Origin of the sequence: Gordonia sihwensis (genome assembly GCF_029632925.1) — a bacterium.
Lineage (GTDB): Bacteria > Actinomycetota > Actinomycetes > Mycobacteriales > Mycobacteriaceae > Gordonia > Gordonia sihwensis.
In genome coordinates this window covers 552,864-579,249 of record NZ_CP121248.1, presented here as the reverse complement: position 1 = coordinate 579,249, position 26,386 = coordinate 552,864, and the positions used below count along the sequence as shown (strand labels likewise).

Genomic DNA, 26,386 nt, shown 5'->3' with positions numbered 1-26,386 from the left:
CTACTGGGCCGGGCCTTCGCCCTTCGGCGGTTCGGCCTGTTCGGCCTGGGGCTGCTCGGCCGGGGCGTGCTCGGCTCTGCGGTCCTCGGGCTTCGACTGCTCGGCACCGACCGCCTTGCGCGCGGCGTCCTGAGCCTTGTCGACCTGCGAGGCGTACTTGTTGCCGGTGGCCTTGTCGATGAGGTCGCCGCCCTTCTCGATGAGATCGGGGTTCGACTTCAGCGCGTCCTTGGCCTTGTCCACGAGTCCTTTGAGATCCATGTGCCGATGGTACGTCGACTCAGTCGGGCGCGCGTCACACCGGCGGTCCAGTCACACCAGCGGTTCAGCGGTGCGCGACCGCCGATTCAGCACGCCGTCGAGCACGCGTGTGGAGACCTCCACCGCGACGATGCCCACGACCGCACACACTCCCGCGACCGCCATCATCGGACCGTTCGACGAGTCGAGGTGGAACCACCGCTGGCTCAGCGGAGGCATGAAGATCAGCACGTACATCCCGACCGAGACCGCGAGCAGCAGGATCTTCCACCAGTTGTAGGGACGCGCGACCACCACGAGCACGTACACCGCGACCGCGATCATGGTCGCGAGCGCGGCCGTGGCAGCCTGCGTCTGGACCGCGCCGACGGTCTGCGTGGCGTTGGCGACGGCGGCGATCCCGTCGGAGGGCCGGGTCGCCGCGTTCGCGACGTACCCGCCCAGGGCCGCGGAGTAGTCGCGGTTCACCAGCAGGAAGCAGACGAATGTGGACAGGCCCACGATGATGCCGTTCGGCACCGCCTGCGTCAGCACCCGGCGGACGAAGCCCGGCTGAGCGCGCTCGTTGTTCGGCGCCAGCGAGAGGATGAAGGCAGGCACCCCGATGGTGAACCAGGCCGAGATGGTGACATGGATCGGCTGGAACGGGTAGCTGATCGACGCCCAGCCCATCACCTTGGCGAGCAGCCCCGCGCCGCCGATGAGCAGCGCCAGCAGCACCGCGTACACCGTCTTGGTGAGGAACAGGTTCGACACACGCTCGATGTTGCCGATCACTCGGCGGCCCTCGCCGACCACGTAGGGCAGCGTCGCGAACTTGTTGTCCAGCAGGACGATCTGCGCCACCGAACGCGCGGCCGACGAACCCGAACCCATCGCGACGCCGATGTCGGAGTCCTTGAGCGCGAGCACGTCGTTGACGCCGTCGCCGGTCATCGCGACGGTGTGGTCCTTGGACTGCAGGGCCTTGACCATCGCGCGTTTCTGGTCCGGGCGCACCCGGCCGAAGGCATCGTGGTCGGCGATCACACCGGCCAGTTCGGCGTCGTCGGTCGGCAACTCGCGAGCGTCGACGGCGGTCTCGGGCGAGCCGAGTCCCAGCGACTCCCCGACGGCGCCCACCGATCGGGCGTTGTCGCCGGAGATGATCTTGACCGCGACATTCTGCGACTCGAAGTACTCGATGGTGTCGCGGGCGTCGGGTCGCACACGCTGCTCCAACACCACCAGGGCGGTGGGCACGAGCGTTCCGGGCACCGCCGTGTCGGCCGTCGGCTCGGTATCGACCGGAACATCGGTGGTCGCGACCAGCAGCACCCGCAATCCGGTCGATCCGAGGTCGGACGCCAGCCGGGCCGTGTCGCTGTCGGGGTCGAGCAATACGTCGGGTGCGCCGATCAGCCAGTTCCCCACCGAGACGCCGGACGCGTCGATGAACGACATGCCCGAGAACTTGTTGGCCGAACTGAACGGCAGCACCGCGGAGGTCGACCACTCGGGAGCGTCCGGGAACGCCTCCTGGATCGCCGCGATGCTGGCGTTGGGCCGCGGATCGTGCGCGGCGATCGCCGCGAGGGCCGCTTCCACATCCCCCTGCTTCACCGCGCCCGGACCCGAGCCGGGTGCCACGATCCGCACCTCCGACAGCCGCATGCCGTTCTCGGTCAGCGTGCCGGTCTTGTCGGTGCACACCACATCGACGCGCGCCAGACCTTCGATGGCCGGGAGTTCGTTCACCAGGCACTGCCGCTGCCCCAGGCGGACCACACCGACCGCGAAGGCGATCGACGTCATCAGCACGAGGCCTTCGGGCACCATCGGAACCAGCGCGGCGACCATGCCCAGCAGTGCGGTGCGCAGCCCGTTCTGGCTGATGAACAGCTGGTTGATGATCGTCAGGATGCCCGCCGGGATCAGCAGCCAGGTGATCACCCGGAGGATCTGATCGATTCCCGAACGCAGCTCCGACGACACGAGCGAGAACTTCGAGGCCTCCGCGGCGAGCTTGTTGGCGTACGAATCAGCGCCGACCTTGGTGGCGCGATACGCACCCGAGCCGGCCACCACGAAGCTGCCGGACATGATCTCGTCGCCGAGAGACTTATCGACGGCGTCCGCCTCGCCGGTGAGCAGCGACTCGTCCATGTCGAGCGACTCCGACTCGATGGTCTCGCCGTCGACGATCACCTGATCGCCGGGACCGAGTTCGATGACGTCGCCCAGCACCACCTGATCCGAGGGGATCTCGGCGGCGATTCCGTTGCGCCGGACCACCGGTCTGGTCTGTCCGACGATCGCCAGCCGGTCGAGGGTGCGCTTGGCGCGGACCTCCTGAATGATGCCGATGCCGCTGTTGGCGACGATCAGCAGCCCGAACAGTCCGTTGATGAACGAGCCGGTGGCGGCGACGATCAGGAACAGCACCCCGAGGATTGCGTTGATCCTGGTGAACACGTTGGCCCGGACGATGTCGGCGACCGAGCGGCCCGACTTGTCGGAGGTGACGTTGACCTGCCCCGCCGCGACGCGTGCGGCCACCTGCTCGTCGGTGAGCCCCGGATCGCGCTCGGTGGTCGTCGATGTGGTCATGCGGATCGCTCCCACCAGGTCGGATCGGAAAAGGCTGTGCCGCTGCGGCTGTGCGCGACCAGCGTGGCGCCGGGCCGCGGCACGCAGATGTCGACGCCCACCCGGTCCGCCTCGGTCGTGAGTCTGCCGACGGGGTCGGCCCACGAGTGCCGCGCGAGATTGAACGTACCCCAGTGGATCGGGACGAAGAGCGCGTCGCGCTCGTCGCCGTTCAGCAGTCGATGGACCACGAGTGCCTCTTCCGGGTCGACGTGGACGTCCGGCCACACGGGATCGTAGGCGCCGACGGCCACGAGGCTGAGATCGAACGGGCCGAGCGCCGCGCCGGTGTCGGCGTAGCTCTCCGTGAATCCGGTGTCGCCCGAGAAGAAGAAGCGGTGCTGCGGTCCCACGGCCGCCCAGCTGACCCACTGGGTCAGGTTGCGGGAGAGTCCACGGCCCGAGAAGTGCCGGGCGGGCACCGCGTGGAAGCTGATCGTGGTGCCGCGGACCGTCAGATCCACCTGTTCGAACCAGTCGGCCTGCCGAATGCGCGCGGCATCGACGCCCCATGAGATCAGATGCGCCGCGACACCGATCGGCACGACGAAGATCGCGTTCGGCTGTGTCAGCGCGATGGTCAGCACCGTCGGGGTGTCCAGATGGTCGTAGTGATCGTGGCTGATCAGCACGACGTCGAGCGGGGGCAGCTCGCCGGCCGTCAGGGGCGCCCGGTGCATGCGCCGGGGACCGATGCTCTGCGAGGGCGAGCAACGGTCGGACAGCACCGGATCGGTGACGATCCGCACGCCGTCGAGTTCGACGGCCATGCTCGCATGGCCCAGCCAGGTGGCCGACAGCGCACCGGGTTCGCCGGAGAACTCGGGACGCAGAACCGGGACGCGGTGGCCGGGCCTCCCCCGACGCCGCATCATGTCGATCATCACCGACATGTCCGGGCCCTGGACCTGAGCGGCGGCCTCGCGGTTGGCGAAGACTCCGTCCGTCGCGAACCGCGAAGCCGCGGTCATCGGTGCGATCTGTTCGCGGCTCGCGCCCACCGCGTGCACGGGCGGCAAGATCCGTGCCGTCCGCGCGAGTCTCGCCTGTACTGCCGAAGCGCTTTCGGCGACGGTGTTTCCCAGTGTCCTCACGCTTGTCTAGCGTAATCGTTGTCGAAACCGCCGGAGTTCTACACAAGGAGTGCCGCGCCATGCCGCCCACGCGAAGCCCGTACGTCACCGATCCCGCGGACTACTGGGGCGGGATCGACGACGCGGTGCGCCGCGCCGGACTCGACTCCCCTGTGCTCGCACTCGATCTCGGGGCACTCGAACACAACATCGCCGATCTGCGCGCCCGCGCCGGGGGCGTCCCGATCCGGGTGGCCAGCAAGTCGCTGCGTGTGCGCTCGGTCATCGACGACGTCCTCGGGCGCGACGGATTCGCCGGCGTCCTGGCCTACGACGTCGCCGAAGCGCACTGGCTGGCCACCGAATCCGGGATCACCGACGTACTCCTCGGGTACCCGACGGTCAGACGGGGCGCCCTGGAACGGCTGCTGGCCGACGAGACGGCGTGCGAGCGGGTGACCCTGCTCATCGACGACCCGGCTCAACTCGACATCGTCGACGACGTCGCCGCCGCAGGGCGGCGACCGGAGGTCCGGATCGCGATCGACCTCGACGCCTCCCTGCGCGCCGCCGCCGGCCACGTCCACGTCGGGGTCCGCCGCTCCCCCGTTCACACCGTGGAGCAGGCACGCTCCCTGGCGCGCACGGTCGTCGCGCGCGACGGGTTCCGTCTGGTGGGCGCGATGTCGTACGAAGCGCAGGTCGCGGGGGTCGGAAACGAGGTCGCGGGCAAGCTCCTGACCAACACCGCGGTGCAGACCATGCAGGCGGTGTCGATGCTGGAACTGCGGCGCCGCCGCGGAAAGGCGATCGCGGCGCTGCGCGAGGTGGCCGACCTGGAGTTCGTCAACGCCGGCGGCACCGGATCGCTGGAGGAGACGGCCAAGGACCGGGCGATCACCGACATCGCCGCGGGCAGCGGCTTCTTCGGCGGACATCTCTTCGACACGTACAGGCACTTCCGTCCGGCGCCCGCGCTGTCCTTCGGACTCGACGTTCTGCGCCGTCCCGACGACGAAATCGTGACATGTGCCGGGGGTGGATGGATCGCCTCCGGCCCCCCGGGACCCGACCGTCTCCCCAAGCCGGTCTGGCCCGCCGGCCTGCAGTTCATCGGCACCGAGGCCGCGGGCGAGGTGCAGACTCCGCTGCGCGGTTCGGCCGCACGGTCGCTGACGGTCGGCGATAGGGTGTGGTTCCGGCACACCAAGTCGGGTGAAGTGTGCGAGAGGTCGGAGTCGGTGGCCCTCATCGAACGAGACTCCGCCGGGCGTGCGGACGTCGTCGAGGTGGTTCCGACCTACCGTGGAGAAGGGAAGTGTTTCTTGTGAGCCGAGCGGCATCGGGTACGTGGACGAACTGGGGCGGGACCGCGCACTGCGCCCCCAGCAGGCTCGTCGTCCCGCAGAGCGTCGACGAACTGGCCGCCGCCGTCCGGGCCGCGGCCGAACGCGGTGAGACGGTGAAGCCGGTCGGCGCAGGCCACAGTTTCTCGGAGATCGCCGTCGCACCGGGCATCCAGATCGGCATGTCGGGATTCCAGGGCGTTCGCGCCGTCGACGCCGACCGCAAACGCATCACCCTCGGAGCCGGCACCCATCTGCACCAGATTCCGGCGATGCTCGAGCCGCTGGGTCTGGCGATGACCAATCTCGGCGACATCGACCGGCAGACGGTCTCCGGCGCCACGTCCACCGGCACACACGGCACGGGCGGGGCGTTCGGAGGCATCTCGACGCAGATCCGCGGCGTCACGCTGGTCGACGGAACCGGGCAGGTCCGCACCGTCGGCGAGGACGACCCCGACCTGAAGGCCGCAGCTCTCGGCCTCGGCGCACTCGGCGTGCTGACCGATGTCACGCTCCAGCTGGTGGACGCCTTCGCGATCGAAGCGGTGGAGGCACCCGCCGACGCGGACGAGACCATCGACGGCTTCCTCGATCGAGTCGCCTCCGTGGATCACTACGAGTTCTACTGGTTCCCGCACACCACCCGCACCCTCACCAAGACCAACACCCGGCTGCCCGCGGGCACCCCCGCGAACGGACCGTCCAAGATACGCCGCTACATCGACGACGAACTGCTCTCGAACGGGATGTTCCGGGTGCTGTGCACGCTCAGCGCCACCCAACCGCGCGTGGTCCCCGCGATCAATCAGGTGTCGGGGCGGGCGCTGTCGGCGCGCACATACACCGACCGCTCCGACAAGATCTTCATCTCCGCACGCAACGTTCGGTTCCGCGAGATGGAGTACGCGATCCCCCTCGAAGCGGTACCGGAGGCGCTGCGCGAACTGCGTGCCACCATCAACCGGCGCAGGCACAAGGTGAGCTTCCCGGTCGAGGTGCGCGCGGCCGCGGCCGACGACCTGATGCTCTCGACGGCGAGCGGCCGTGCATCGGGTTACATCGCGGTACACCGCTATCACCGCGACGACGTGCGCGACTCCGAGGCCTACTTCCGCGACGTCGAGGACATCATGGTCGCGCACGGCGGCCGGCCGCACTGGGGCAAGATGCACACCCGCGACGCGGAGTACCTCCGCAGTGTGTATCCCGAGTTCGACGACTTCCTCGCCGTCCGGAATCACTTCGATCCGAACCGCACCTTCGCGAACCCCTATCTGCGGCAGACCCTCGGCGACTGATCAGCGCCCCTGAAACTCAGCGTCCCCGAAAAACCGGGGCACGCTTCTCCGCCCGCGCGGCACGGGCCTCCTGAACGTCCTCGCTGAGCCACGCCGCGCGCATGGCGGCCGCTCGTTCCTCGGGCGCGTCGTCTCGCGCTCCGTCTCCGGTGAGCACGAGCTTGTAGTGCCGCAGGGTGAGCGGCGCGTACTCGGCGATCTCGGCGGCCCACTTCTGGGCGACGGCCAGATCACCGAACCTGTTGGCGAAGCCGAGCGTGAGGGCACGGTCCGACGAGAGCGGCTCGCAGCCGAGCAGCATCCCGCGCGCCTGGCCCGCACCCACCAGCGACACGAGCCTCCTGATGGTCCACTCGTCGACGGCGACGCCGATCTTTGCCGCCGGAATCCCCGCGAACGCCACATCGGCCATCACCCGGAGATCGGCCGCCATCGCCAGCTGCAATCCGGCTCCGAGCGCGGCGCCGTTCAGTGCGGCGATGACGGGGACGGGAGTCGATTCGATCTGCTCGATTAGTGCGACGAGCCGGTCCAGGAACGACTGGTCGTAGACGGGACCGGAGAGGTCGGCGCCAGCACTGAAGACATTGCCCCGACCGGTGAGCACGATGGCGCGGGCGCCGCCGTCGACCGCGGCCGTGAACGCCTCCGAGAGGCCCTGGACCATGTCCTGATCGAGGGCGTTCCGCTTCTCCTCGCGGGCGAGTTCGATGGTCGTCACGGATCCCACGGTGCTGCTCACAATCATGCGGGCATGCTATCCACCGCGCTTCAGCGGTGCCCTCCGGGCCCGACTTGATACTGAACCATTGACAATTTGTTGTGTTTTCCCAACACTGTGTTCTGTGAGTCCGATCAGGCGGGGACCCAAGCTCCCCATCTACAACCGCATCGCCGTTCTGCGCGCGGAGCGGAAGATGTCACGGGCGCAGTTGGCCGAACTGGTCGACATCAATGTTCAGTCGGTCGGCGCGCTGGAGCGTGGCGACAACTATCCGAGCCTCGACCTGGCGTTCCGGATCTGCGACGTCTTCGGCCTGCCGGTCGAAGCGGTCTTCAGCCGGACCGAGTTCACCGCCATGTCGACGGAACTGTACGGGGGACCCGACCATGCATGACCCGAACTACGTGTTTCCAGACTCCGCCATCCCCGAATGGGTGCGGCGGTACAGCCGGTCGGCGGCGCGACGCCACGACACCTTCGTCCGAACCACCGGTACGTGGCTGCCCGGCCTTCGCAACCGCCGCGGCCGACGATTGCTGTCGTCGGTCCTGCTGATCCTGCTCTGCGTGGTGGTGATCTCCTCGATCGCATCGTTCTGGGCGCCGCTGTGGTCGGCCGTGCCCTTCGCGATCGGCCTGGTGACCTCCCTCGTGGTGCTGATGATGCTGCGAGTGGTCACCGAATCCATCGCGGGCGCACCCGCCGACACCCTCGACGAGTTGCAGCTGACTCAGCGCAACGCCGCCCGCGCGCTCAGCTACAACCTGCTCCTGCCGCCGATGATGGTCGTCTACGCCATCCTCATCGTCCTCGGCTACCGCGACTACGTCTCCGGTGAGACCGTCATGTCGATCGCGTGGCTGCTGATCGCGTCCGTGTACGCGCTCTCCTGCGTTCCCGACGTCCTCATGTCCTGGTGGATGCAGGACCCCGAACCCGAACACTCCAGCGACGAGATCTAGGAGATCCCCGTGCCACAAGCACTGAACATCAATCACCTCGCCAAGTCGTACGGCTCCGTGCGGGCGCTCGACGATGTCACCTTCTCCGTGGCGCCGGGCGAGATCTTCGGATTCGTCGGCAGCAACGGGGCAGGCAAGTCGACGACGATGCGCATCGTGCTCGGCGTGCTGGCCGCCGATTCCGGCGACGTGCGGCTCGGCGACGCGCCCATCGACTTCGACGGCCGCAAGCGGATCGGGTACATGCCCGAGGAGCGCGGTCTCTACCCGAAGATGAAGGTCGGCGATCAGCTCGCCTACCTCGCACGGCTGCACGGATTGTCGAAGTCCGAGGCCGCCGACGCGACCGAGAAGTGGACTCGCAGGCTGGGCATCCACGGTCGGCTCGGCGACCAGGTCAACGACCTCTCACTCGGCAACCAACAACGCGTGCAGCTGGCCGCCGCACTGGTGCACGACCCCGACTTGCTGGTGCTCGACGAGCCCTTCTCCGGGCTCGATCCGGTGGCCGTCGACGTGATGAGCGAAGTCCTCACCGACAAGGCCGCGCAGGGCATCCCGGTCATCTTCTCCTCGCACCAGCTCGACCTGGTGGAGCGTCTCTGCGACCGAGTCGGCGTCATCTCCGGCGGGGTGATGAAGGCACTCGGCACCGTCGACGACCTCCGTGCCCGCGACGGCCTTCGCTTGGAGGTGCGCGGCCCACGGTCGGAGACCCGCTGGGCCGACGGCCTGCCGGGCGTCACCGATGTGGAGTACCGCGACGCTTCGGCCGTGCTGCACATCGACCACGGAACCGACGACCAGCAGATTCTCACCGCCGCGATGGCCGCCGGCCCAGTGCACCGGTTCGCCACCACCGCCCCTTCCCTGACCGAGCTGTTCCGAGAGTTGGTGTGACGAAATGAATTCCACGTTGAACAACATCAAGCTCGTCGCCGGGCGCGAGATCAACACCCGCGCGCGGGAGAAGTCGTTCATCATCTCGACCGGCGTGATGATGGCGGTGATCATCATCGGCGCCATCGTCTGGTCCGCACTGTCCGGCGGCGACAGCGTCGACAAGGTCGGGATCGTCGGCGCAGACGCCGGACTGTCGGCGACCATCGAGTCCGGCGGAGACGCCGCCGGACAGCGGATCGAGACCGAAGTGCTGCCGAACGCAGACGCGGCGCGGTCGGCCGTCGGCGACGGGGATCTGGCCGCGGCTCTCATCGTCACCGGACCCGGTGCCTACACCGCCGTCAGCAAGAACGGCATGGATCCGACGATCGAGGGCGTCCTGCGCGGTGCCGTCGCCCAGCGAGATCTGTCGGAGGCGCTGTCCGCCCGCGGCGTCGACGCCGCCTGGCTGCCGCAGCCTCGTTTCACGCTGGACCGGACGCAGGCCGAGAAGCCCGACGAGGCGCAGCGTGTGACCGTCGCCCTGATCGGATCGATCCTGCTGATCATGACGATCATGATGGGCGGGCTGATGGTGGCAGTGGGCGTGGTGGAGGAGAAGTCGTCGCGCATCGTCGAACTGCTGCTGTCGGCCGTGCGTCCGCTCCAGCTGCTCTGGGGCAAGATCCTCGGTATCGGCGCCATCTCTCTGGCACAGGTGGTGCTGATCGGAGCGACCGCGCTCATCGCGGGCCGCGCCACCGGGCTCCTCACCCTGACCGGCACCGCGACCACCGTCTTCGCCGCCGTGATCGCGTGGTTCCTGCTCGGATTCCTCTTCTTCGCCGCGCTCTATGCGGCCACCGGCGCGATGGTGAGCCGGCAGGAGGAATTGAACTCCAGTTCGGCACCGCTGACGATCCTCGTGCTCGCCGCACTGTACTCCGGCGCCTTCGGCATCCAGGCGCTCGATTCCACGCTGATTCAGACGCTCAGTTGGATCCCGCCGTTCAGCGCAGTGCTGATGCCCATCCGCATCGCGACCGGAGACACCGATCCGGGGCAGGTGATCGGCACCTTCGCCATCATGGTCGCCGCCTGCCTGCTCGCCGTCTGGGTCGCATCGCGGATCTACACGCGGTCGATCCTGCGCACCGGCAGTCGTATCAAGTGGGGTGAGGTGGCCGCGATGGTGTCGGGCCGGAAGTGAGCCGAGGCTGCGCGCCCGGCTTGAGCAGCAGAGGTTGCCAGAGGTCCTGTCGGAGGTTTTGTCGGAGGGGATCGGTATGATTCGAACATAGAAACACAGCAGAAGTGTTCTCGAACACTGTGCAGGTCGAAAGGGGGTGGGTTCGATGGTCGCGTCAGAAGTGCTGCTCCCGGACGACCCGGCCGCCCTCGCGCGCCTGCTGGAAGCTGCGGCGACCAAGTTCGCGTCCCTGCCACTGTCCGCGGTCCCCGAAGACACCCTGCTGGAAACCGTCGAGACATTGGAGCGTACTCATCGTCGTCTCGACGGTGTGGACGCCGCGGTGTTGGTGGAGGTCTCCGACCGCGGCGCCTACCGCAAGGTCGGGTACCTGTCGGTGCATCAGTATTTGGCGCAGGGGTTGCGGCTCGGTGACGGTGCCGCCTGACGCCGGCGCGTCAGCGCCGCCGGGATCGGACGGTTCACCGACCTGCAAGGACAAACCCGCCCGCCGGTACTACCGGCGACCGCGGTCGCGGTGGGCGAGGGTGCGATCGGTGCCGACCACGTCCGCGAAATCGACGCCGTCATGGACAAGATCCCCACCGCCATCGACGCCGACACCCGAGCACGCGCCGAGGCACAGCTGGCCTGGGTCGCCCGCGAGCTGAGTCCGGCCGGTGTCCGCACCGCCGGCATCCGACTGCTCGCGCACCTGGATCCGGACGGAACCGTCACCGACGAACGCGACCGCAAACGCCTGCGCGGCTTCACGATCCTGCCGCAGGATCTGCGGTTGATGAGCAAAGTCCGCGGGTATCTGACTCCGGCGTTGCGGGCGGAAATGGAGGCGGCACTGCCGTCGTGGGCGGCGCCGGGAATGAACAACCCCGACGACCCCGACTCCCCATCCGGGACCGTGGAGTCGGCGGACCCGGCCGCTCTGGCGGCGGCGGTGGAGCGTGATACTCGCACGCCGGGGCAGCGCACCCATGACGGTCTGCAAGCCCTGCTGCGCACCTCCCGCGGTGCTGGGGGTGGTCGGCGGTCGGGTGATCTGGTCATCACTGTCACCGACCGGGAGTTGGCCGAGCGGGCTGGGGTGGCGTTGACCGCGACCGGGACTCGGGTGCCGGTGGCGGAGTTGATCGAGGTCGCCGCCGCCGCGACTCCGCATCTGGCGGTCTTCTCCGGTCATACCGGGCAGGCGTTGTATCTCGGTCGGGGTCGTCGGCTGGCGTCGCGGGCGCAGCGGTTGATGCTTTTCGCCCGCGACCGCGGCTGTACCGCCCCCGGCTGCGCGGCCCCGTTCTCGCGGACGCAGGCCCATCATTTCCCGGACTGGGCCGACGGCGGCCCCACCGACATCGACCACCTCGGCGCCGCATGCGGGCGCCACAATCGCTCCGTCGGCCCCCGCCCCGGGCAATGGCAGACGATGATCCTGATCGACGGTCCCCACGCTGGCCGCGTCGCCTGGCGACCCAGCGGCAACACCAGCCGCGGCAGGACAAGACCGCCCGGATGGCGGATCAACCAGATCCACCACGCCGAACTACTCCCGGACCACGAACCCCAGCCGCCGCCCGAACCCAGCGAATCCCGGATCGAGAACTACCTCCACACACTCCTGGCCGCCTGACCGGACACACCGCTGGCGCCGGCGCCTGATCGTGGGGACGATGGACAGCATGGCTCCATCGAACGACTTCGGTCCCGACGACTTCGACCGCTTCGCCCGCGAAGCCGGAGAAGGCTTGCGGAAGCTGCTCCGTCAAGCCCTCGACAATCCTCGGACCACGCTCACATGGGCCGACATCGCGGCCTCTGCCACTCGCCCGCGCACGTCGCCGGAGCCTGAACAGGATGCCGGGATCATCGACGCGGAGCCGGGCGTATGGGCCATCGTGCGCGACGACGGCGGCCCGCGCGTGGAGCGGGTCTTCGCCACCGAACTCGAAGCACTGCGCGCCAACCAGCAGAACACCGATCCCGCGCGATCAGTTCAGTTCCTCGAGTTCGGGGCCGACCTCACGGCCAACTGAGCCGGCTGTCAGATCGTGACGACTCCTCGACCGGTCGCTCCGCCGGCGAGAATGCGGTCGAGTGCCTGTGGCAACTCGTCGAGCCCCACCTCGTAGGTCAGCAGATCCAGATGCTGCGGGCGCAGATCGGTCTCGAGTCGCTGCCACAGGGCACGCCGGGCGGTGATGCCGAGCTGGACCGAGTCGATGCCGGCCAGGGTCACCCCGCGCAGGATGAAGGGCATCACCGTGGTCGGCAGGTCCGCCCCGCCGGTCAGACCGCTCGCGGCGACAGTACCGCCGTAACGGACAGTACTGAGAACGTAGGCGAGCGTCCTTCCGCCCACACAGTCCACGGCCGACGACCACCGCTGTTTGTCGAGCGGACGGATCCTCGCCTCGGCGTCCTCCGGGAGCCGGCCGATCACCGACGACGCTCCCAACCGGGTGAGCAGGTCCACAGCATCGGGTTTGCCCGACGATGCGACGACCTCGAAACCGAACTTCGAGAGCAGATCCACACTCACCGAACCGACACCGCCGCTGGCGCCAGTGACCAGGATCGGCCCGTCGGAGGGACGATAGCCGCCGTCCAAGATCGCTTTCACACTCATCGCCGCGGTGAATCCCGCAGTGCCGATCGCGGCGGCCTCCCGAGTCGAGAGAGATTCGAGACGAACCACCTGGTCGGCAGGGACCCGCGCGTACTCGGCGTAGCCCCCGTGACGGGCGGTACCGATGTCGTAGCCGTGAGCGACCACCGGGTCGCCCGGCGCGAACTCCGGTGAGGTCGATTCACTCACCACTCCGGCGATGTCGATGCCCGGAACGATCGGATACTCGCGGACCACGCCTCCGCGTGGCGTGACGGCCAAAGCGTCCTTGTAGTTGATGCTCGAGTGCTCGACCTTGATGGTCACTTCGCCCGGAGGGAGGAAGGTGTCGTCGACCGTCTCCGCGGCCAGGCTGATGCCGTCAGCGCTCTCGCGTGCCACCATCGCGGTGAATGTCATCTTCGCTCCTTGGGTGTGGGGTGTGGGGGTTTCGACTCGCTTCGCTCGCTCAACCAGCGGAACTACGAGACTCGCTCAACTCTGCGGGACTACGAGACTCGCTCGACTCTGCGGAACTACAAGGCTCGCTCAACTCTGCGGCACTACGAGACTCGCTCAACTCTGCGGCACTACGAGGCTCGCTCGACTCTGCGGGACTACGAGACTCGCTCGACTCTGCGGAACTACGAGACTCGCTCAAACCAGCGGACCGCTCCGGCCTGCCTCGCCGACCGGTCCGTCCGGGGACGACGAAGGCCGCGTCGCAGGGAAGCGACGCGGCCTTGTCTGTCATGTCCGAGGTCAGACGCCGAGCAGATCGATCACGAAGATCAGGGTCTTGCCCGAGAGCCGGTGTCCGGCGCCCGCCGGACCGTAGGCCAGCTCCGGCGGAACCACCAGTCGGCGTCGACCGCCGACCTTCATTCCGGGAATGCCCTCCTGCCAACCGGGGATCAACGCGTCGAGGGGGAATCGGGCGGACTGCCCGCGGTCCCACGACGAGTCGAACTCCTCGCCGGAGTCGAACTCCACGCCGACGTAGTGCACGTCGACGGTGCCGCCGTGCTGCGCTTCGGGACCGTCACCGATCACCAGGTCGGTGATCTCCAGCGACGTCGGGGCCGGGCCCTCCGGAAAGTCGACTTCGGGCTTGCTCATGGTCAGCGGTCCCCCATCTGGACGTAATCACGTTCGGTGTAACCGGTGTACAGCTGACGCGGACGGCCGATCTTGGTGGTCGGATCGTTGTGCATCTCACGCCAGTGAGCGATCCAGCCGGGCAGCCGGCCGAGAGCGAACAGCACGGTGAACATGCGGGTCGGGAAGCCCATCGCCCGGTAGATGACGCCGGTGTAGAAGTCCACGTTCGGGTAGAGCTTGCGCTCGACGAAGTAGTCGTCGTGCAGCGCGACCTCTTCCAGGCCCTTCGCGATGTCGAGCAGCTCGTCCTCCACACCCAGCGAGGTGAGGATCTGATCGGCGGTCTTCTTCACGATCGCCGCACGCGGGTCGTAGTTCTTGTACACGCGGTGACCGAAGCCCATGAGCTTCACGCCGTCTTCCTTGTTCTTCACCTTGGTCATGAAGGCCTTGGTGTCGCCGCCGGAAGCGCGGATCTCGTCGAGCATCTCCAGCACCGCCTGGTTGGCGCCGCCGTGCAGCGGGCCCCAGAGCGCGTTGATGCCGCCCGAGATGGAGGTGAAGAGGTTGGCCTGCGACGAGCCCACCAGACGCACCGTCGACGTCGAGCAGTTCTGCTCGTGATCGGCGTGCAGGATGAACAGCATGTCGAGGGCCTTGGCGACCTCGGGATCGACCTCGTAGGGCTCGGCCGGGAAGCCGAAGGTCATCCGGAGGAAGTTCTCGACCAGGCTCAGCGAGTTGTCCGGGTACAGGAACGGCTGCCCCTGGGACTTCTTGTACGCGTAGGCCGCGATGGTCGGCAGCTTGGCGAGGAGCCGGATCGTGGCCAGCTCCACCTGCTCGGGATCCTTCGGATCGAGCGAGTCCTGGTAGTAGGCGCTCAGCGCGTTGACCGCACTCGAGACCACCGGCATCGGGTGCGCGTTGCGCGGGAAGCCGTCGAAGAACCGCTTGAGGTCCTCGTGCAGGAGGGTGTGCCGCTGGATCTTGGTGGCGAACTCCTCCAACTGCGCGGCAGTCGGCAGCTCACCGTAGATCAGCAGGTAGCTCACCTCGATGAAGGTGGACTTCTCCGCCAGCTGCTCGATCGGGATACCGCGGTACCGCAGGATGCCCGCATCACCGTCGATATAGGTGATCGCGGACTTCGTCGACGCGGTGTTGACGAAGCCCCCGTCGAAGGTCGTCAACCCGGTCTGGGCGAGGAACGGGCCCAGAGCGACGGAATCGCTGCCCTCGGTGGCCTTGAGGATCGGCAGGTCGATCTCGCCACCCGGGTAGGTGAACTTTCCTGTCGCCTGTTCGGTCACGTCATTGTCAACGGACACACAAACCCCTTTGACTCGCGGGTGAGCAGTTGCTGGGTAACAACCTAGTCGTGGTTCGACTGAGACGCCGCATGAGGGTCACCTCGGCGCCCGCGACGCTTGTCGCGTGCTCAGCTTACTCACATGTCGGTACCGTGTTGGAATGCGAGAGCTCCGAGCGGGAAGCGACGCCGTCCTCCTGGACTTCAGCACCGGCCGGGCCCCCGAAGCCGAAGCCGCACACACCGCGCGTGCCCTTCGCGAGGCCCTCGACGAGGGTCGCCTGATGCCGTGCGACATCGTGCCCGGCGCACACACGATCCTCGTGGAGACCCGACCCGGTTCCGGCTTGGACGAGTTGTCGGTACTGCGGGTGGTCCACGACGCACGGCGGTCCTTCACTCCCCCGGACGAGCACTCCCCGACTCCTTCACCGCCGGATCTGGTGATCCCGGTTGTGTACGACGGCGACGATCTCGCCGACGCCGCAGCACTCGCCGGAATGACCGAGAAACAGCTGATCGCAACGCATTCGAGAGTGCTGTGGACCGTGCAGTTCATGGGGTTCGCGCCCGGGTTCGGCTATCTCGTACCCGGCCCCGAGACCAGCGCTCGGGACGCCGACGCCCTCGCTCGAATCACTCGCCGCGGCCAATCGCGGACCGCCGTGCCGACGGGATCGGTCGCCGTCGCCGCCGGCTACAGCGCCGTCTACCCGCGCAGCAGTCCGGGCGGCTGGTTCCTGCTCGGCCGCACCGATCTGCCGATGTGGGACAGCGAGGCCCGTCCGCCGTCACTGCTGACCGCGGGAATGACGGTCCGCTTCGAGCCGACCGAGGCGCCATCGTGACACATCCCACTCCGGCCACTCCGGCACAGCAACCTCAGGCGCGCCTGAGCATCGAGGCTCCGGGCCCGCTCGCCACCGTTCAGGACTTCGGTCGCCCCGGCCTCGCGCATCTCGGCGTACCACGATCCGGCGCCGCCGACCTCCCGTCCCTCGCGCAGGCGAACAGACTCGTCGGGAACCCCGAGGACGCCGCGGCAATCGAGGTGACGCTCGGCGGATGGGCGGCGCGGGCGACGGGCCGGATGCTGATCGCGGTCACCGGCCCGGCGGTCAGCCTCACCGTCGACGGCATCGAAGTCGGCAGCCACAGCGTCGTCGCGGTCCACGACGGCGGCATGATCCGCATCCACACCCCGTCTCGCGGCTGCCGGAACTATCTCGCGGTGCGCGGCGGGTTCGATGTACCGGCGGAACTCGGTTCCCGATCCACCGACACCCTCTCCGGACTGGGCCCGGCCCCCCTGCGCGCCGGCGACGTGCTGACCGTCGGAACTTGCGAGGACGACTGGCCCGCAACCTCGCTCGCACCCGTCGGCAGCATCGCGGACATCGTCGAACTGGTCGCCGCCCCCGGACCGCGCGACGACCGGCTCGTCGACGTCGGAGTTCTCGGGACCGGACGCTGGCGGGTGGCGCCGGCGAGCAACCGCGTCGGAGTCCGCCTGGACCGAGCCCACTCCGCCCCGCCGCTCGAACACCGCTCCGACCTGCCGGAGATGCGCAGCGAGGGCGTCCCGCTCGGCGGTGTGCAGATCCCGCCGAGCGGCCAGCCGGTGATCTTCCTCGCCGACCACCCGGTGACCGGCGGATACCCGGTGGTGGCCGTCCTGAACCCGGAGTCGGTCTGGCGGGCAGCGCAGCTGACGGCGGGCGACGAGGTTCGGTTCGTCCTGCGATGAGTCCCGCACCCCGGGCCACTGACTGTCGAGATCGTTGGCTGTCGAGATCGTTGACTAGCAGTATCGTTGACTAGCGGTGAGACGGATATTAACGTTTGTCTCATGACCCAGGTGGCAGCCCCGTCCGGCAGTGAGCGATTCGACGACAACGGCCGCGTCCCGGGCGCTCGATCCTCATCCGACATTCCGGCTCCGGGACCCGGCTCGGTCACCTGGCGCTACTTCGGAAGCTGGCGGGGGATGCTGATGGGCCTGTGGTCGGGCTCGATGCAGAACATGCACCCCAAGCTCGCCGCCGGAGTCTGGGATCACTCCGACTTCTTCGGCGAGCGCTGGGAACGCCTCATGCGCTCGCTCTACCCGATCAGCGGCGTCGTCTTCGACCAGACCCCGGAGACGGGCCGCAGCGTGCGCGACTACCACCTCACAATCAAAGGCACCATGGACAACGGCGAGCGCTATCACGCACTCGATCCCGACGTCTTCTACTGGGCGCACGCGACGTTCTGGTACGGGAACATCCGGTGCGCGGAGGCCTTCGGCCCACCGATCTCCGAGGCGGACAAGCGAGCGTTGTTCGAGGAGTCTCGTGGCTGGTACGCCCAGTACGGCGTCAGCATGCGTCCGTGCCCCGACACCTACGAGGAATTCCTCGAGTACTGGGACCACATGTGCCGGCATGTGCTCCGCGACCATGCCGCAGTGCGCACCGTCTTGGACATCTCGCAGCTGCCGCCTCCGCCCTGGATGCGCGCGTGGATGCCTATGTGGTTGTGGCGCAAGCAGATCCGAGTCATTGGGCGGTTCTTCATGTGGATCACCACCGGTCTGTACGACGAACCGGTCCGCGAGATGATGGAGTTGACGTGGACCCCCACCGACGAGCGCCGGTTCCGGCTCTTCGGGAAGGCGGTGAACGCGGTGATGGGGCTGCTGCCGCCGCGCTACGAGAGTCATCCCCGCCGCCGGGACGCCGTCGACCGACTGTCGGGCCGTGTCGCGGCCGACGCGCCGCTGCTGGAGAGCCCGCTTCGCAACCTTCCGCCGGAATCAGAACGGGGCAATCCCATCCACTACTGTCCGGTGCACGCCTCGCGCAGGGCCAACTTGCCGTGGCAGAGCAACGACGCGGCCCCGCGTCGGTAGTCGTCGCCTCCCGCTCACCGGGCCAGCGCGGCGATGATCGAGTTCCTGCGATCGCTCGACTGAACGTCCCCGGACATCACAGCTAACCCGTCGATACCCGGTACCGATAGAACACCGGCGCGGCCAGCGTCGCGACGACCGTGAAGATCACCACCAGCACACCGCCTCCGGCGAAGGTCGCAGCGGTCCCGGCCGCGGCTGCCGCAGCGCCGTGGGTCACGTCTGCGATGCGCGGGCCGCCCGCGACCACCACGATGAAGACGCCCTGCAGCCGGCCGCGAACGTCGTCGCTGGCCGCCGACTGCAGCATCGTCTGGCGGAACGCCGCCGACGCCATGTCCGCGGCACCGCCGATCATCAGGGCCAGCACCACGATCGGGAGGACGGGAAGCATGGAGCCGTGGGCGAACACCAACACCCCGCCCGCCACCGCGATCGAGACACCCCAGATCAGCACGCACACCACCACCGCGCGTCCCTGCCGCTGCACCCGCGACACCCAGCCAGACAGGACGCCGCCGACCACCGCGCCGAGCGGGATGGCGATGAACAGCAGCGCGAAGGCCACGCCGCCGTCGGACGGTCCGCCGAAGCTCTCATGTGCGATCTGCGGGAACAGCGCGCGCGGCATCCCGAAGATCATGGCGATCAGGTCGATGACGAACGACATCAGGAGCACCGGGTGGCCCTTCAGGTACACCAGGCCGTCGACCACCGACCGGAAGCCGGCGGTGGGCCGCGCGGGCGGCGTACCGCCGTCGCCCGCGTCGGGGACGCCGTGCTCCGGCGGCAGCGGGGGCAGGCTCACCACCGCCCACAGGGTCGCGAACAGACAGACGGCGTCGACGAAGTACAGGGTCGAGAAGCCCAGAACCGGGATCAGCGCACCGCCGACCAGGGGTCCGGCGATGGCACCGGCCTGCATCACGGTCATGTTCAGCGAGTTCGCGGCGGGCAGTCGTTCGAGCGGCAGGATACGAGGCAGAACAGCTGTGCGCGTGGGCTGATTGACAGCGAAGAAGGCCTGCTGGAGCGCGAAGATCACCAGCAGGAGCCAGACATTGCCGACTCCGGCCGCCGCCTGTGCCCAGAAGGCCGCGGAGGTGACGATCAGGCCGACAGTGGTGACCATCAGGATGCGGCGCCTGTCGAAGGTGTCGGCGAGCGCCCCGCCCCACAACCCGAAGACCACCAGGGGGACGAGGCCGAAGACACCGCTGAGTCCGACGTACGCCGAGCTTCCGGTGATCGCGTACAACTGTGCGGGCACGGCGACGATGGTCAGTTGCGCACCGACCACCGTGATGATGTTGGCGGTCCAGAGCCGGCGGAAGTAGACGTTCTGCAGCGGCCGGGTATCGGCCAGGATTCCACGCGCCATCAGGGCTGGAGCCGCTCCAACCGCCAGCCGTCGGCGGTCCGGACGGCGCAGGCCCGGTTGTGCAACCGGTTGGCGCGCCCCTGCCAGAACTCGACGACGTCCGGCTCCAGGCGGTATCCGCCCCAGCCCGGCGGAACCGGTACCGGCTCCCCCTCGTCCGCACCGCCGAATCGTTCCGCGACCGCCGCCGCGGCCTCCTCCAGTTCCGCACGGGAGCCGATCGGCTGCGACTGCGCCGATGCGAACGCCGACAGCTGCGATCCGCGCGGCCGCGATTCCCAGTAGCGGCGGGTCTCCTCCGAGTCCACCTTCACCACGCGGCCGCGGAAGTGGACCTGGCGCTCCAGCGCGATCCACGGAAACGTCGCCGACGCGTGGGGATTGGCAGCGATGGCCCGTCCCTTCTGCGAGTCGTAGCCGGTGAAGAAGACGATGCCCGCTTCGCTGACTCCCTTGCACAGCACGGTGCGCGTCGCCGGACGGCCCTGCGCATCGACGGTTCCCAGCACCATGGCGTTGGGTTCGGGGATGCGCGCGGCGATGGCTTCGGCCAGCCATGTCTCGAAGAGCGATAGCCAGGGCGGGTCCCCGGTCAGCCATGACGGATCGAGGTTCGCTCGCACTCCGTCGGCACCCGCCGCCCCGTCACCCGGACCGTCCGCACCCGACCCGTATCCGACTCGCATACTCGGCAGGTCTACCAGCTTCTTCACGCCCTGCATGCTACTTCCGATCACACCACCAGCCGATCCGGCAGTCCGTCGCCGCCCGGCACCGGCGCCGGCGCGTCGACTCCGGACACCGCCCGGTAGGCCCGACCGACCAGTTCGATCCCACGCACGAGCGTCTGGGCATCGAGCGTGTACGGGATCCTGATGTGGCCGTCGAAGCCGCCGAGCGGGCCGAACGAGCCGCCGGGGATCAGTCGGACGCCGAGTTCGGCCGCCGCCGCGGCCGTCGCGGTCGCCACCGGGCGGGGCAGCGCCACCCACAGGCAGAGACCGCCCACACCGCGCACCGGCACCGCGCCGGGCAGGTGCCGGCCGATCGCCCGCAACGCGGCCGCGCGTTGGGCGCGGAGCACCGCCCGGCGTGCGGGAAGGAAGGCGTCGAGATTCGCGAGTGCGTACTGAGCCGCGAACTGCTCCACCACCGCTCCCCCGAGATCGGATTCGTAGCGAGCCAGCGCGTAGGCGTCCGGACTGCCGTCGACGCGGATCCAGCCGACGCGCAGACCCGGCCAGACGGTCTTGCTGGCCGAACCGAGTGTGATGATCTGCGACCTGTGCCTCGGTCCCCGTGCGGAGGGAGCGAAGGCCGCCACCGGCGGCGGCGCACTCACGTCGAGCCCCAACTCCACCATCGTCTCGTCGACGATCACCGGCACCCGGTGACGCGCGGAGATCTCGGCGAGGCGCAGGCGCCCGGCCTCGTCGAGCAGCAGTCCGGTGGGATTGTGGAAATCGGGAATGACGAAGATCAGGCGCGGTTGCTGCAGCCGGACCACCGATTCGAGCTGGTCGAGGTCCCAGCCATAGGTGGGATGCAGTCCCACCGTGACCGGCCGGGCACGATGCCGGGCGAGGGCCAGGATGGTCCCGTGATGAGTCGGCTGCTCGAGCAGGACGCGATCACCCGGCGCGACGTGGACGTCGAGCACCAGGCGCAACGCGTGCTGAGCGCCGGAGGTGACGAGGATCTGATCAGGCGTGGTCGGCAGACCGCGCGCGGTGTACCTCTCGGCGATCGTCTCCGCGAGTGCACGCAGGCCGTTGGGATACAGCCCGGTTCCGGCGAGGTAGCCCGGCGCGCATTCGAGTGCATGGTGGAATCCGTCGTGAACGATCTGTTCGGGAGCGGTCGGCGCGGCGATGTTGAGCTTGATCATGTCGGCTTCGGCCCCGAGATCGATCGGCTCCGGCGGCACCTGCACCGGCAGGGTGAGCACACTGCGCGCCCCCTGCCGCGACTGCAGATGGCCGCCGTCGCGCAGCGCCGCGTAGGCCGCCGCCACCGTCGTGCGCGAGACGTTCAGCGCCTGCGCGAGGGTGCGTTCACTCGGCAGCGCGGTGCCGACCGGAACACGTCCGTCGAGCACCAGCATCCGCAGCGCGTCCGCAAGCGCCTGATAGCCGGGCCGCGGACCGTCCGGGCGCCAGGCCCCGAGATGTCGTGCCAGTGCGGCCGCACCGATTGCGCCGGTAGGAGTGATCACAAGTCCAGTATTCCGCAACTGGCTATGGATTCAATGGCCAGTTTCGGCCACGGTGGTCTCATGTTCAAGAGACTCCTCGCACTCGCCGTCGGCCTCGTGCTCTACGGCGCTTCGATGGCGATGATCCTGCACGCCGGACTCGGCAACATCCCCTGGGACGTCCTGCATCAGGGAATCGCCGACCAGGTGGGCCTCTCGATCGGCACGGTGTCGATCATCGTCGGTGCGGTGGTCCTGCTCGCATGGCTTCCGCTCCGACAACGGCCCGGCGTGGGCACCGTGGCGAACGTGGTGGTCCTCGGCCTGACCTTCGACGCGGTCTCCCCCTACCTGCCCGACCGGCCCGGGCTCGCGGTCGCGGTCCCCATGATGCTGGGCGGCATCGTCCTCAACGGCTTCGCCACCGCGCTGTACATCGGCGCACGGCTCGGCCCCGGGCCGCGCGACGGCCTGATGACCGGGATCGTTGCGCGGACGGGATGGTCGGTGCGCGTGGTCCGAACCGTCCTGGAAGTCGCAGTGGTGGCGGTCGGGTTCGCTCTCGGCGGCACCCTCGGGGTCGGCACCGTGCTCTACGCGGTGGCAGTCGGTCCGCTCATCCAACTGTTCGCCCGGCTGATGCGCGTCGATCGCGCGGTGGCCGGCGAGACCCGCGTCACGGACGCGGCCCACACCTCTGCCGCAGGTCTGCCCAATTCTTCAGAACCCGCTATTGCCCCAGATCCCGCCGCTCCCAGAGCGCCGCGGCGGCGACCACGAAGGCCGCTGCGGCGAGCGCCGGGATCACGAGCGGCAGCGCCTGGACCGATTGCAGCGGAATCTGGGGAACGTGCGTGAACGGCGACACGTCGCGCACCCACTGCGGCAGGCCGAGCATCCCGCCGAAGGGGCCCAGCAGCCACGAGGCGATGAGGATCGGCCAGCCGACCACGGCGAGCCGTCCCCGGGCGCCGTACAGCAGCACGGCCAGCGACATGGTCGCCGCGGCCGCCGGGACCGAAGCCGCCGCCATCGGGAATGCGACCTCCGCCGTGCTCCCCCATCCCGCGCCGGAGAGTCCGGCGCCGAGGAGGACCGATGCCGGCGCCGCCGCCATCACGATCACCACGGTGACACCGATGACACCCGCCTGGGTCCAGAAGTAGCGTCGCCGGGACACCGGGGTGGCGAGCAGCACCTCGAGGCGACCGCTCACTTCCTCCGACCGCCATTTGGTGAGCAGCGAGACGCCCGCACCCACCGCCGCTACCGCGAGGAACCCGGTCATCGTCGACAGGAAGACCTGTTTCAGTGTGCCCGCCGCTCCGGACGACTCGAGGAAGTCGGTGATCGCCTTGTTGGTACCCGCGAACTGATCCACCTGATCGGTGATGACGCCGACCGTGACGCCGTACACCGCGACGCCGCCGATCCAGGCCGCCGCCGTCGAACGGCTCTGCCGCCACGCGAGAGCCAGCGGCGACCGCAAGTGCGGTCCGGTCGCCGGGCCGGGTCTGGCGGCGAGCAGCCCCGCCCCCAGGTCGCGGCGCCTGCGGACCACCGGAGCCAGCGCGAGACCTGCGACGAACGCCGCGACGGAGGCCAGCGCCGGCCAGAAACTGTTGCCGTCGAAGGGCTCGATCGCCTCGGCCCAGCCGACCGGGTTCGTCCATCTCAACCAGGCCGCGGCGGGCACCGTGTCGGCGACGCCGCGCAGGACGTATCCGGCGAGCACCACGCCGGACGCGGCGAGATTCGCCGAATGGGCCGAGGGGAACACCTCGGCGGCGACCAGCGCCAGGCCGGCGGCGGCCAGACCGGTCGAGGCGTATTGCGCGAACACCGCGAGCAGCGACACCGGGTCCGCGCCGTCGACGGTGAGCAGGCTCGCCGCCATCGCCGCGGACACGACGAGCACGAAACCGACGACGACGCTCACCGCGGCGACGGCGGGAGCCACCGGTCCGACCGACCCGGCCAGGACCAACTCGGTGCGTCCCTCTTCCTCCTCCTTGCGGGTCAGCCGAACCACCGCCATCGCGGCACAGACGCCGAGCGCGGCGATCATGAACAGTCCCGCCCGCCACGACGCCAGCGCCGCCAGAGAGTCGTCTCCGGGAACACTTCCCAAGAGGAACCGGAACGCCGCATTGGTCCCCGCGACCGTCCGCAGGCTCTGCTGCTGAGCGGGATCGCCGGCGAGATTCTGGATCATCGCGGCGGTCGACAGATTGATGGCCGCGAACAGCACCACTGTCACCGGGATGATCAGCCGCTCACGGCGCACGTCCATGCGCGCCAGCAGCGGCCAGCGCGTAGTCGGCGAAGTCATGCCCGCTCCCGGCTGCCGCGGACCGCGTCCTGATCGTCCTGATCGCGGTAGTTCTGCAGGAACAACTCCTCCAGGCTCGGCGGTTCGATCGCCAGCCGGGCGACCCCCGCGGCCGACAGCGCCGCGGTGACGGCGGGGAGGGCATCGTCGTCGACGGTGAAGGTCACGTCCCCGGAAGCCGTCGTGTCGAGATCGTGCACCCCCGGCACCGCGGACAGGTCGCTCGGACCGGGGAGGGTGGCCGTGACCCGCAACCGGCGCAGATGTCGCAGATCCTCGAGCCGGCCCGCCTGCACGGTCTTTCCCGCCCGGATGATCGTGACGGTGTTGCAGAGCTCCTCCACCTCGGAGAGCAGGTGCGACGACATCAGGACGGCCGCCCCGCGTGCGGCGCGCTCGGCAGCGCAGCGCATGAACTCGCGCGCCATCAGCGGGTCGAGCCCGGACGTCGGCTCGTCGAACACCAGCAGATCGGTGTCGGCCGCGAAGGCCGCGACGAGCGCCACTTTCTGCCGGTTCCCTTTCGAGTACGACCGCGCCTTCTTCGTCGGATCGAGTTCGAACCGCTCGATCAGTTCGTCGCGCGCAGGCGTGGCTGCCGGGTCCAGACCCCGCAGCCGCAGCAGGAGGTCGATCGACTCACCACCGCTGAGCTGCGGCCACAGCGTGACGTCGCCGGGCACATAGGCCAGCCGGCGGTGCACGGACACCGCATCGCGATGCGGGTCGGCACCGAAAAGCCGGACCTGCCCGCCGTCGTGGCGGAGCATGCCGAGCAGGATGCGGATGGTAGTAGATTTACCCGCGCCGTTCGGCCCCAGGAATCCGGCGATCTCGCCGGTCTCGACACTCAGGTCGAGCCCGTCGAGCGCGGTGAATCTGCCGAAGTTCTTCCGCAGAGCTCGTACATCGATCACCTTCGACGTGTCCATTTCCTCACCTTCGACGAAACAGCGAAACGGTGTCCAGAGTCATCCTGCTCTTGCACGGCGCCCGCTGCTGCGCAATGCCGTGCTGGGCTGTCTTAGAATCGTCGTCATGACCGATACCGCGATCACGCTGCCCGCCGAACTCCTTCCCGCAGACGGCCGTTTCGGCTGCGGCCCGTCCAAGGTCCGCCCCGAGCAGCTGCAATCGCTGGTCGACACCGGCGCTTCGGTCTTCGGCACCAGCCACCGTCAGGCACCGGTCAAGAACGTCGTCGGCGCGGTCCGCGAGGGTCTGGCACAGCTGTTCTCGCTGCCGGAGGGCTACGAAGTCGTCCTCTCCAACGGCGGCACCACCGCGTTCTGGGACGCCGCGGCATTCGGCCTGATCCGCGAGCGCGCCCTCAATCTCACTTACGGCGAGTTCTCCTCCAAGTTCGCCACTGTGTCCAAGAAGGCCCCGTTCCTTCAGGATCCGAAGGTCGTCTCGACCGATCCCGGAACCGCACCCGACCCGGCTGCGCTGACCGCCGGCGACGTCGAAGGCGTCGACCTCATCGGCTGGGCGCAGAACGAGACCTCCACCGGCGTCGCGGTTCCCGTGGTCCGCCCGGCCGCCGCAGGCGATGCGCTGATCGCCATCGACGCCACCTCGGGTGCGGGCGGGCTGCCGGTCGACATCGCGCAGACCGACGTCTACTACTTCGCGCCGCAGAAGAGCTTCGCCTCCGACGGCGGGCTCTGGATCGCGATCATGAGCCCGGCCGCACTGGCTCGCATCGAGGAGATCAAGGAGTCGGGCCGCTGGTGCCCCGAGTTCCTGTCTCTGCCGACGGCGGTCGACAACAGCTCCAAGAACCAGACCTACAACACGCCCGCGCTCGGTTCGCTGTTGCTGCTGAAGAACCAGATCGAGTGGATGAACGACAACGGCGGTCTGGACTTCTGCACCGGCCGCACCGCCGACTCCAGCTCGCGGCTCTACAGCTGGGCCGAGGCCAGCGAGTTCGCGACTCCGTTCGCCGACGAGGCGCACCGCAGCCAGGTGGTCGGCACCATCGACTTCGCGGACTCGGTGGACGCCGCGGCCGTCGCCAAGACGCTGCGTGCCAACGGGGTCGTCGACACCGAGCCCTACCGCAAGCTCGGCCGCAACCAGCTGCGCATCGGCATGTTCCCGGCGATCGACCCCGAGGACGTCACCAAGTTGACCCAGTGCATCGACTACATCGTCGAGCGCCTCTGACCCGGATCGAAGATCTGA

The 26,386-nt window shown here is 68.6% G+C and carries 23 protein-coding genes and 1 pseudogene; 13 read left to right on the top strand and 11 right to left on the bottom strand.

Going from position 1 to position 26,386, the window contains the following annotated elements; genetic code table 11:
- The 3 genes from P5P27_RS02910 to P5P27_RS02900 are packed head-to-tail and all read right to left on the bottom strand — an operon-like array spanning position 1 to position 3,899.
- Entirely contained in the window at positions 1-261 is a 261-nt protein-coding gene (locus P5P27_RS02910; protein WP_039866711.1) for an antitoxin, read from the bottom strand.
- A gap of 51 nt (positions 262-312) precedes the next feature.
- Positions 313-2,850: an HAD-IC family P-type ATPase gene (locus P5P27_RS02905; RefSeq protein WP_278126312.1), complete on the bottom strand. Its 2,538-nt coding sequence runs from the start codon at positions 2,848-2,850 to the stop codon at positions 313-315.
- Positions 2,847-3,899 (bottom strand): MBL fold metallo-hydrolase, encoded by a 1,053-nt coding sequence (locus P5P27_RS02900; protein WP_006894624.1) that lies wholly within the window; start codon positions 3,897-3,899, stop codon positions 2,847-2,849. Before P5P27_RS02900 ends, P5P27_RS02905 begins: the two co-directional genes overlap by 4 nt.
- 143 nt (positions 3,900-4,042) lie before the next feature.
- Between P5P27_RS02900 and P5P27_RS02895 the strand changes: the two genes are divergently transcribed.
- Positions 4,043-5,293, top strand: a complete 1,251-nt coding sequence (locus P5P27_RS02895; protein ID WP_045539187.1) for an alanine racemase — start codon at positions 4,043-4,045, stop codon at positions 5,291-5,293.
- On the top strand, positions 5,290-6,609 hold the full coding sequence (locus P5P27_RS02890) for a D-arabinono-1,4-lactone oxidase (protein WP_045539188.1): 1,320 nt from the start codon (positions 5,290-5,292) through the stop codon (positions 6,607-6,609). The genes P5P27_RS02895 and P5P27_RS02890 overlap by 4 nt, the downstream gene beginning before the upstream one ends.
- 16 nt (positions 6,610-6,625) lie before the next feature.
- Here P5P27_RS02890 and P5P27_RS02885 read toward each other — a convergent pair whose 3' ends face one another.
- Positions 6,626-7,357 (bottom strand): enoyl-CoA hydratase, encoded by a 732-nt coding sequence (locus P5P27_RS02885; RefSeq protein WP_045539190.1) that lies wholly within the window; start codon positions 7,355-7,357, stop codon positions 6,626-6,628.
- A gap of 97 nt (positions 7,358-7,454) precedes the next feature.
- On the opposite strand from P5P27_RS02885, the gene P5P27_RS02880 reads away from it, so the two are divergent.
- The 6 genes and pseudogenes from P5P27_RS02880 to P5P27_RS02850 all read left to right on the top strand — a co-directional run bounded on the left by P5P27_RS02880 (position 7,455) and on the right by P5P27_RS02850 (position 12,411).
- On the top strand, positions 7,455-7,727 hold the full coding sequence (locus tag P5P27_RS02880) for a helix-turn-helix transcriptional regulator (protein ID WP_006894618.1): 273 nt from the start codon (positions 7,455-7,457) through the stop codon (positions 7,725-7,727).
- On the top strand, positions 7,720-8,295 hold the full coding sequence (locus tag P5P27_RS02875; RefSeq protein WP_006894616.1) for a hypothetical protein: 576 nt from the start codon (positions 7,720-7,722) through the stop codon (positions 8,293-8,295). The genes P5P27_RS02880 and P5P27_RS02875 overlap by 8 nt, the downstream gene beginning before the upstream one ends.
- A gap of 9 nt (positions 8,296-8,304) precedes the next feature.
- Positions 8,305-9,195, top strand: coding sequence for an ABC transporter ATP-binding protein (locus P5P27_RS02870; protein ID WP_006894615.1), 891 nt, complete (start codon positions 8,305-8,307; stop codon positions 9,193-9,195).
- Positions 9,196-9,199: 4 nt separating this feature from the next.
- Positions 9,200-10,387 carry an ABC transporter permease gene (locus tag P5P27_RS02865; RefSeq protein WP_278126311.1) on the top strand — a complete coding sequence of 396 codons (1,188 nt, stop codon included), beginning with the start codon at positions 9,200-9,202 and terminating at the stop codon, positions 10,385-10,387.
- Between the two features lie 145 nt (positions 10,388-10,532).
- A pseudogene (locus tag P5P27_RS02855) lies at positions 10,533-12,008 on the top strand (HNH endonuclease signature motif containing protein).
- Positions 12,009-12,057: 49 nt separating this feature from the next.
- Positions 12,058-12,411, top strand: coding sequence for a hypothetical protein (locus tag P5P27_RS02850; protein WP_006894606.1), 354 nt, complete (start codon positions 12,058-12,060; stop codon positions 12,409-12,411).
- Positions 12,412-12,419: 8 nt separating this feature from the next.
- Here P5P27_RS02850 and P5P27_RS02845 read toward each other — a convergent pair whose 3' ends face one another.
- The 3 genes from P5P27_RS02845 to P5P27_RS02835 form a co-directional block, all read right to left on the bottom strand.
- Positions 12,420-13,403, bottom strand: coding sequence for an oxidoreductase (locus tag P5P27_RS02845; RefSeq protein ID WP_278126306.1), 984 nt, complete (start codon positions 13,401-13,403; stop codon positions 12,420-12,422).
- A 342-nt stretch (positions 13,404-13,745) separates the two neighbouring features.
- On the bottom strand, positions 13,746-14,102 hold the full coding sequence (locus tag P5P27_RS02840; protein WP_006894604.1) for an FKBP-type peptidyl-prolyl cis-trans isomerase: 357 nt from the start codon (positions 14,100-14,102) through the stop codon (positions 13,746-13,748).
- A gap of 2 nt (positions 14,103-14,104) precedes the next feature.
- Positions 14,105-15,415, bottom strand: coding sequence for a citrate synthase (locus P5P27_RS02835; protein ID WP_006894603.1), 1,311 nt, complete (start codon positions 15,413-15,415; stop codon positions 14,105-14,107).
- Positions 15,416-15,557: 142 nt separating this feature from the next.
- On the opposite strand from P5P27_RS02835, the gene P5P27_RS02830 reads away from it, so the two are divergent.
- The 3 genes from P5P27_RS02830 (at position 15,558) to P5P27_RS02820 (ending at position 18,289) form a co-directional block, all read left to right on the top strand.
- A complete protein-coding gene (locus P5P27_RS02830; protein WP_045540147.1) occupies positions 15,558-16,244 on the top strand; it encodes a 5-oxoprolinase subunit B family protein in 687 nt (228 codons plus the stop codon).
- Positions 16,241-17,143 carry a 5-oxoprolinase subunit C family protein gene (locus P5P27_RS02825; protein WP_045540145.1) on the top strand — a complete coding sequence of 301 codons (903 nt, stop codon included), beginning with the start codon at positions 16,241-16,243 and terminating at the stop codon, positions 17,141-17,143. The genes P5P27_RS02830 and P5P27_RS02825 overlap by 4 nt, the downstream gene beginning before the upstream one ends.
- Before the next feature lie 102 nt (positions 17,144-17,245).
- The gene (locus P5P27_RS02820) at positions 17,246-18,289 is read left to right on the top strand and encodes an oxygenase MpaB family protein (protein WP_222111374.1); all 1,044 of its coding nucleotides are present in this window, start codon (positions 17,246-17,248) and stop codon (positions 18,287-18,289) included.
- A gap of 82 nt (positions 18,290-18,371) precedes the next feature.
- Here P5P27_RS02820 and P5P27_RS02815 read toward each other — a convergent pair whose 3' ends face one another.
- The 3 genes from P5P27_RS02815 to yczR are packed head-to-tail and all read right to left on the bottom strand — an operon-like array spanning position 18,372 to position 21,885.
- Positions 18,372-19,670, bottom strand: a complete 1,299-nt coding sequence (locus tag P5P27_RS02815) for an MFS transporter (protein ID WP_222111375.1) — start codon at positions 19,668-19,670, stop codon at positions 18,372-18,374.
- Entirely contained in the window at positions 19,670-20,392 is a 723-nt protein-coding gene (pdxH, locus tag P5P27_RS02810) for a pyridoxamine 5'-phosphate oxidase (RefSeq protein WP_006894598.1), read from the bottom strand. The genes P5P27_RS02815 and pdxH overlap by 1 nt, the downstream gene beginning before the upstream one ends.
- Before the next feature lie 11 nt (positions 20,393-20,403).
- Positions 20,404-21,885, bottom strand: coding sequence for a MocR-like transcription factor YczR (gene yczR, locus P5P27_RS02805; RefSeq protein WP_278126303.1), 1,482 nt, complete (start codon positions 21,883-21,885; stop codon positions 20,404-20,406).
- Between the two features lie 60 nt (positions 21,886-21,945).
- Here yczR and yczE point away from each other — a divergent pair, with 60 nt between their 5' ends.
- Positions 21,946-22,722, top strand: a complete 777-nt coding sequence (gene yczE, locus P5P27_RS02800) for a membrane protein YczE (protein ID WP_231875717.1) — start codon at positions 21,946-21,948, stop codon at positions 22,720-22,722.
- A 1,470-nt stretch (positions 22,723-24,192) separates the two neighbouring features.
- Here the strand turns inward: yczE and P5P27_RS02795 are convergent.
- Positions 24,193-25,128 carry an ABC transporter ATP-binding protein gene (locus P5P27_RS02795; protein WP_045539402.1) on the bottom strand — a complete coding sequence of 312 codons (936 nt, stop codon included), beginning with the start codon at positions 25,126-25,128 and terminating at the stop codon, positions 24,193-24,195.
- A 106-nt stretch (positions 25,129-25,234) separates the two neighbouring features.
- Between P5P27_RS02795 and serC the strand changes: the two genes are divergently transcribed.
- Positions 25,235-26,368, top strand: coding sequence for a phosphoserine transaminase (gene serC / locus P5P27_RS02790; protein ID WP_006894593.1), 1,134 nt, complete (start codon positions 25,235-25,237; stop codon positions 26,366-26,368).
- Positions 26,369-26,386 lie beyond the last annotated feature (18 nt).

Bases quoted from the DNA above. Each gene is read 5' to 3' on its own strand.
- P5P27_RS02815 (WP_222111375.1), bottom strand. From the start codon at position 19,670: ATGGCGCGTGGAATCCTGGCCGATACCCGGCCGCTGCAGAACGTCTAC.
- P5P27_RS02885 (WP_045539190.1), bottom strand. From the start codon at position 7,357: ATGATTGTGAGCAGCACCGTGGGATCCGTGACGACCATCGAACTCGCC.
- yczE (WP_231875717.1), top strand. From the start codon at position 21,946: ATGTTCAAGAGACTCCTCGCACTCGCCGTCGGCCTCGTGCTCTACGGC.
- P5P27_RS02905 (WP_278126312.1), bottom strand. From the start codon at position 2,850: ATGACCACATCGACGACCACCGAGCGCGATCCGGGGCTCACCGACGAG.
- P5P27_RS02850 (WP_006894606.1), top strand. From the start codon at position 12,058: ATGGCTCCATCGAACGACTTCGGTCCCGACGACTTCGACCGCTTCGCC.
- P5P27_RS02830 (WP_045540147.1), top strand. From the start codon at position 15,558: ATGCGAGAGCTCCGAGCGGGAAGCGACGCCGTCCTCCTGGACTTCAGC.
- P5P27_RS02845 (WP_278126306.1), bottom strand. From the start codon at position 13,403: ATGACATTCACCGCGATGGTGGCACGCGAGAGCGCTGACGGCATCAGC.
- serC (WP_006894593.1), top strand. From the start codon at position 25,235: ATGACCGATACCGCGATCACGCTGCCCGCCGAACTCCTTCCCGCAGAC.
- P5P27_RS02895 (WP_045539187.1), top strand. From the start codon at position 4,043: ATGCCGCCCACGCGAAGCCCGTACGTCACCGATCCCGCGGACTACTGG.
- P5P27_RS02910 (WP_039866711.1), bottom strand. From the start codon at position 261: ATGGATCTCAAAGGACTCGTGGACAAGGCCAAGGACGCGCTGAAGTCG.
- P5P27_RS02820 (WP_222111374.1), top strand. From the start codon at position 17,246: ATGACCCAGGTGGCAGCCCCGTCCGGCAGTGAGCGATTCGACGACAAC.
- P5P27_RS02795 (WP_045539402.1), bottom strand. From the start codon at position 25,128: ATGGACACGTCGAAGGTGATCGATGTACGAGCTCTGCGGAAGAACTTC.
- pdxH (WP_006894598.1), bottom strand. From the start codon at position 20,392: ATGCAGGGCGTGAAGAAGCTGGTAGACCTGCCGAGTATGCGAGTCGGA.
- P5P27_RS02840 (WP_006894604.1), bottom strand. From the start codon at position 14,102: ATGAGCAAGCCCGAAGTCGACTTTCCGGAGGGCCCGGCCCCGACGTCG.
- P5P27_RS02865 (WP_278126311.1), top strand. From the start codon at position 9,200: ATGAATTCCACGTTGAACAACATCAAGCTCGTCGCCGGGCGCGAGATC.
- P5P27_RS02875 (WP_006894616.1), top strand. From the start codon at position 7,720: ATGCATGACCCGAACTACGTGTTTCCAGACTCCGCCATCCCCGAATGG.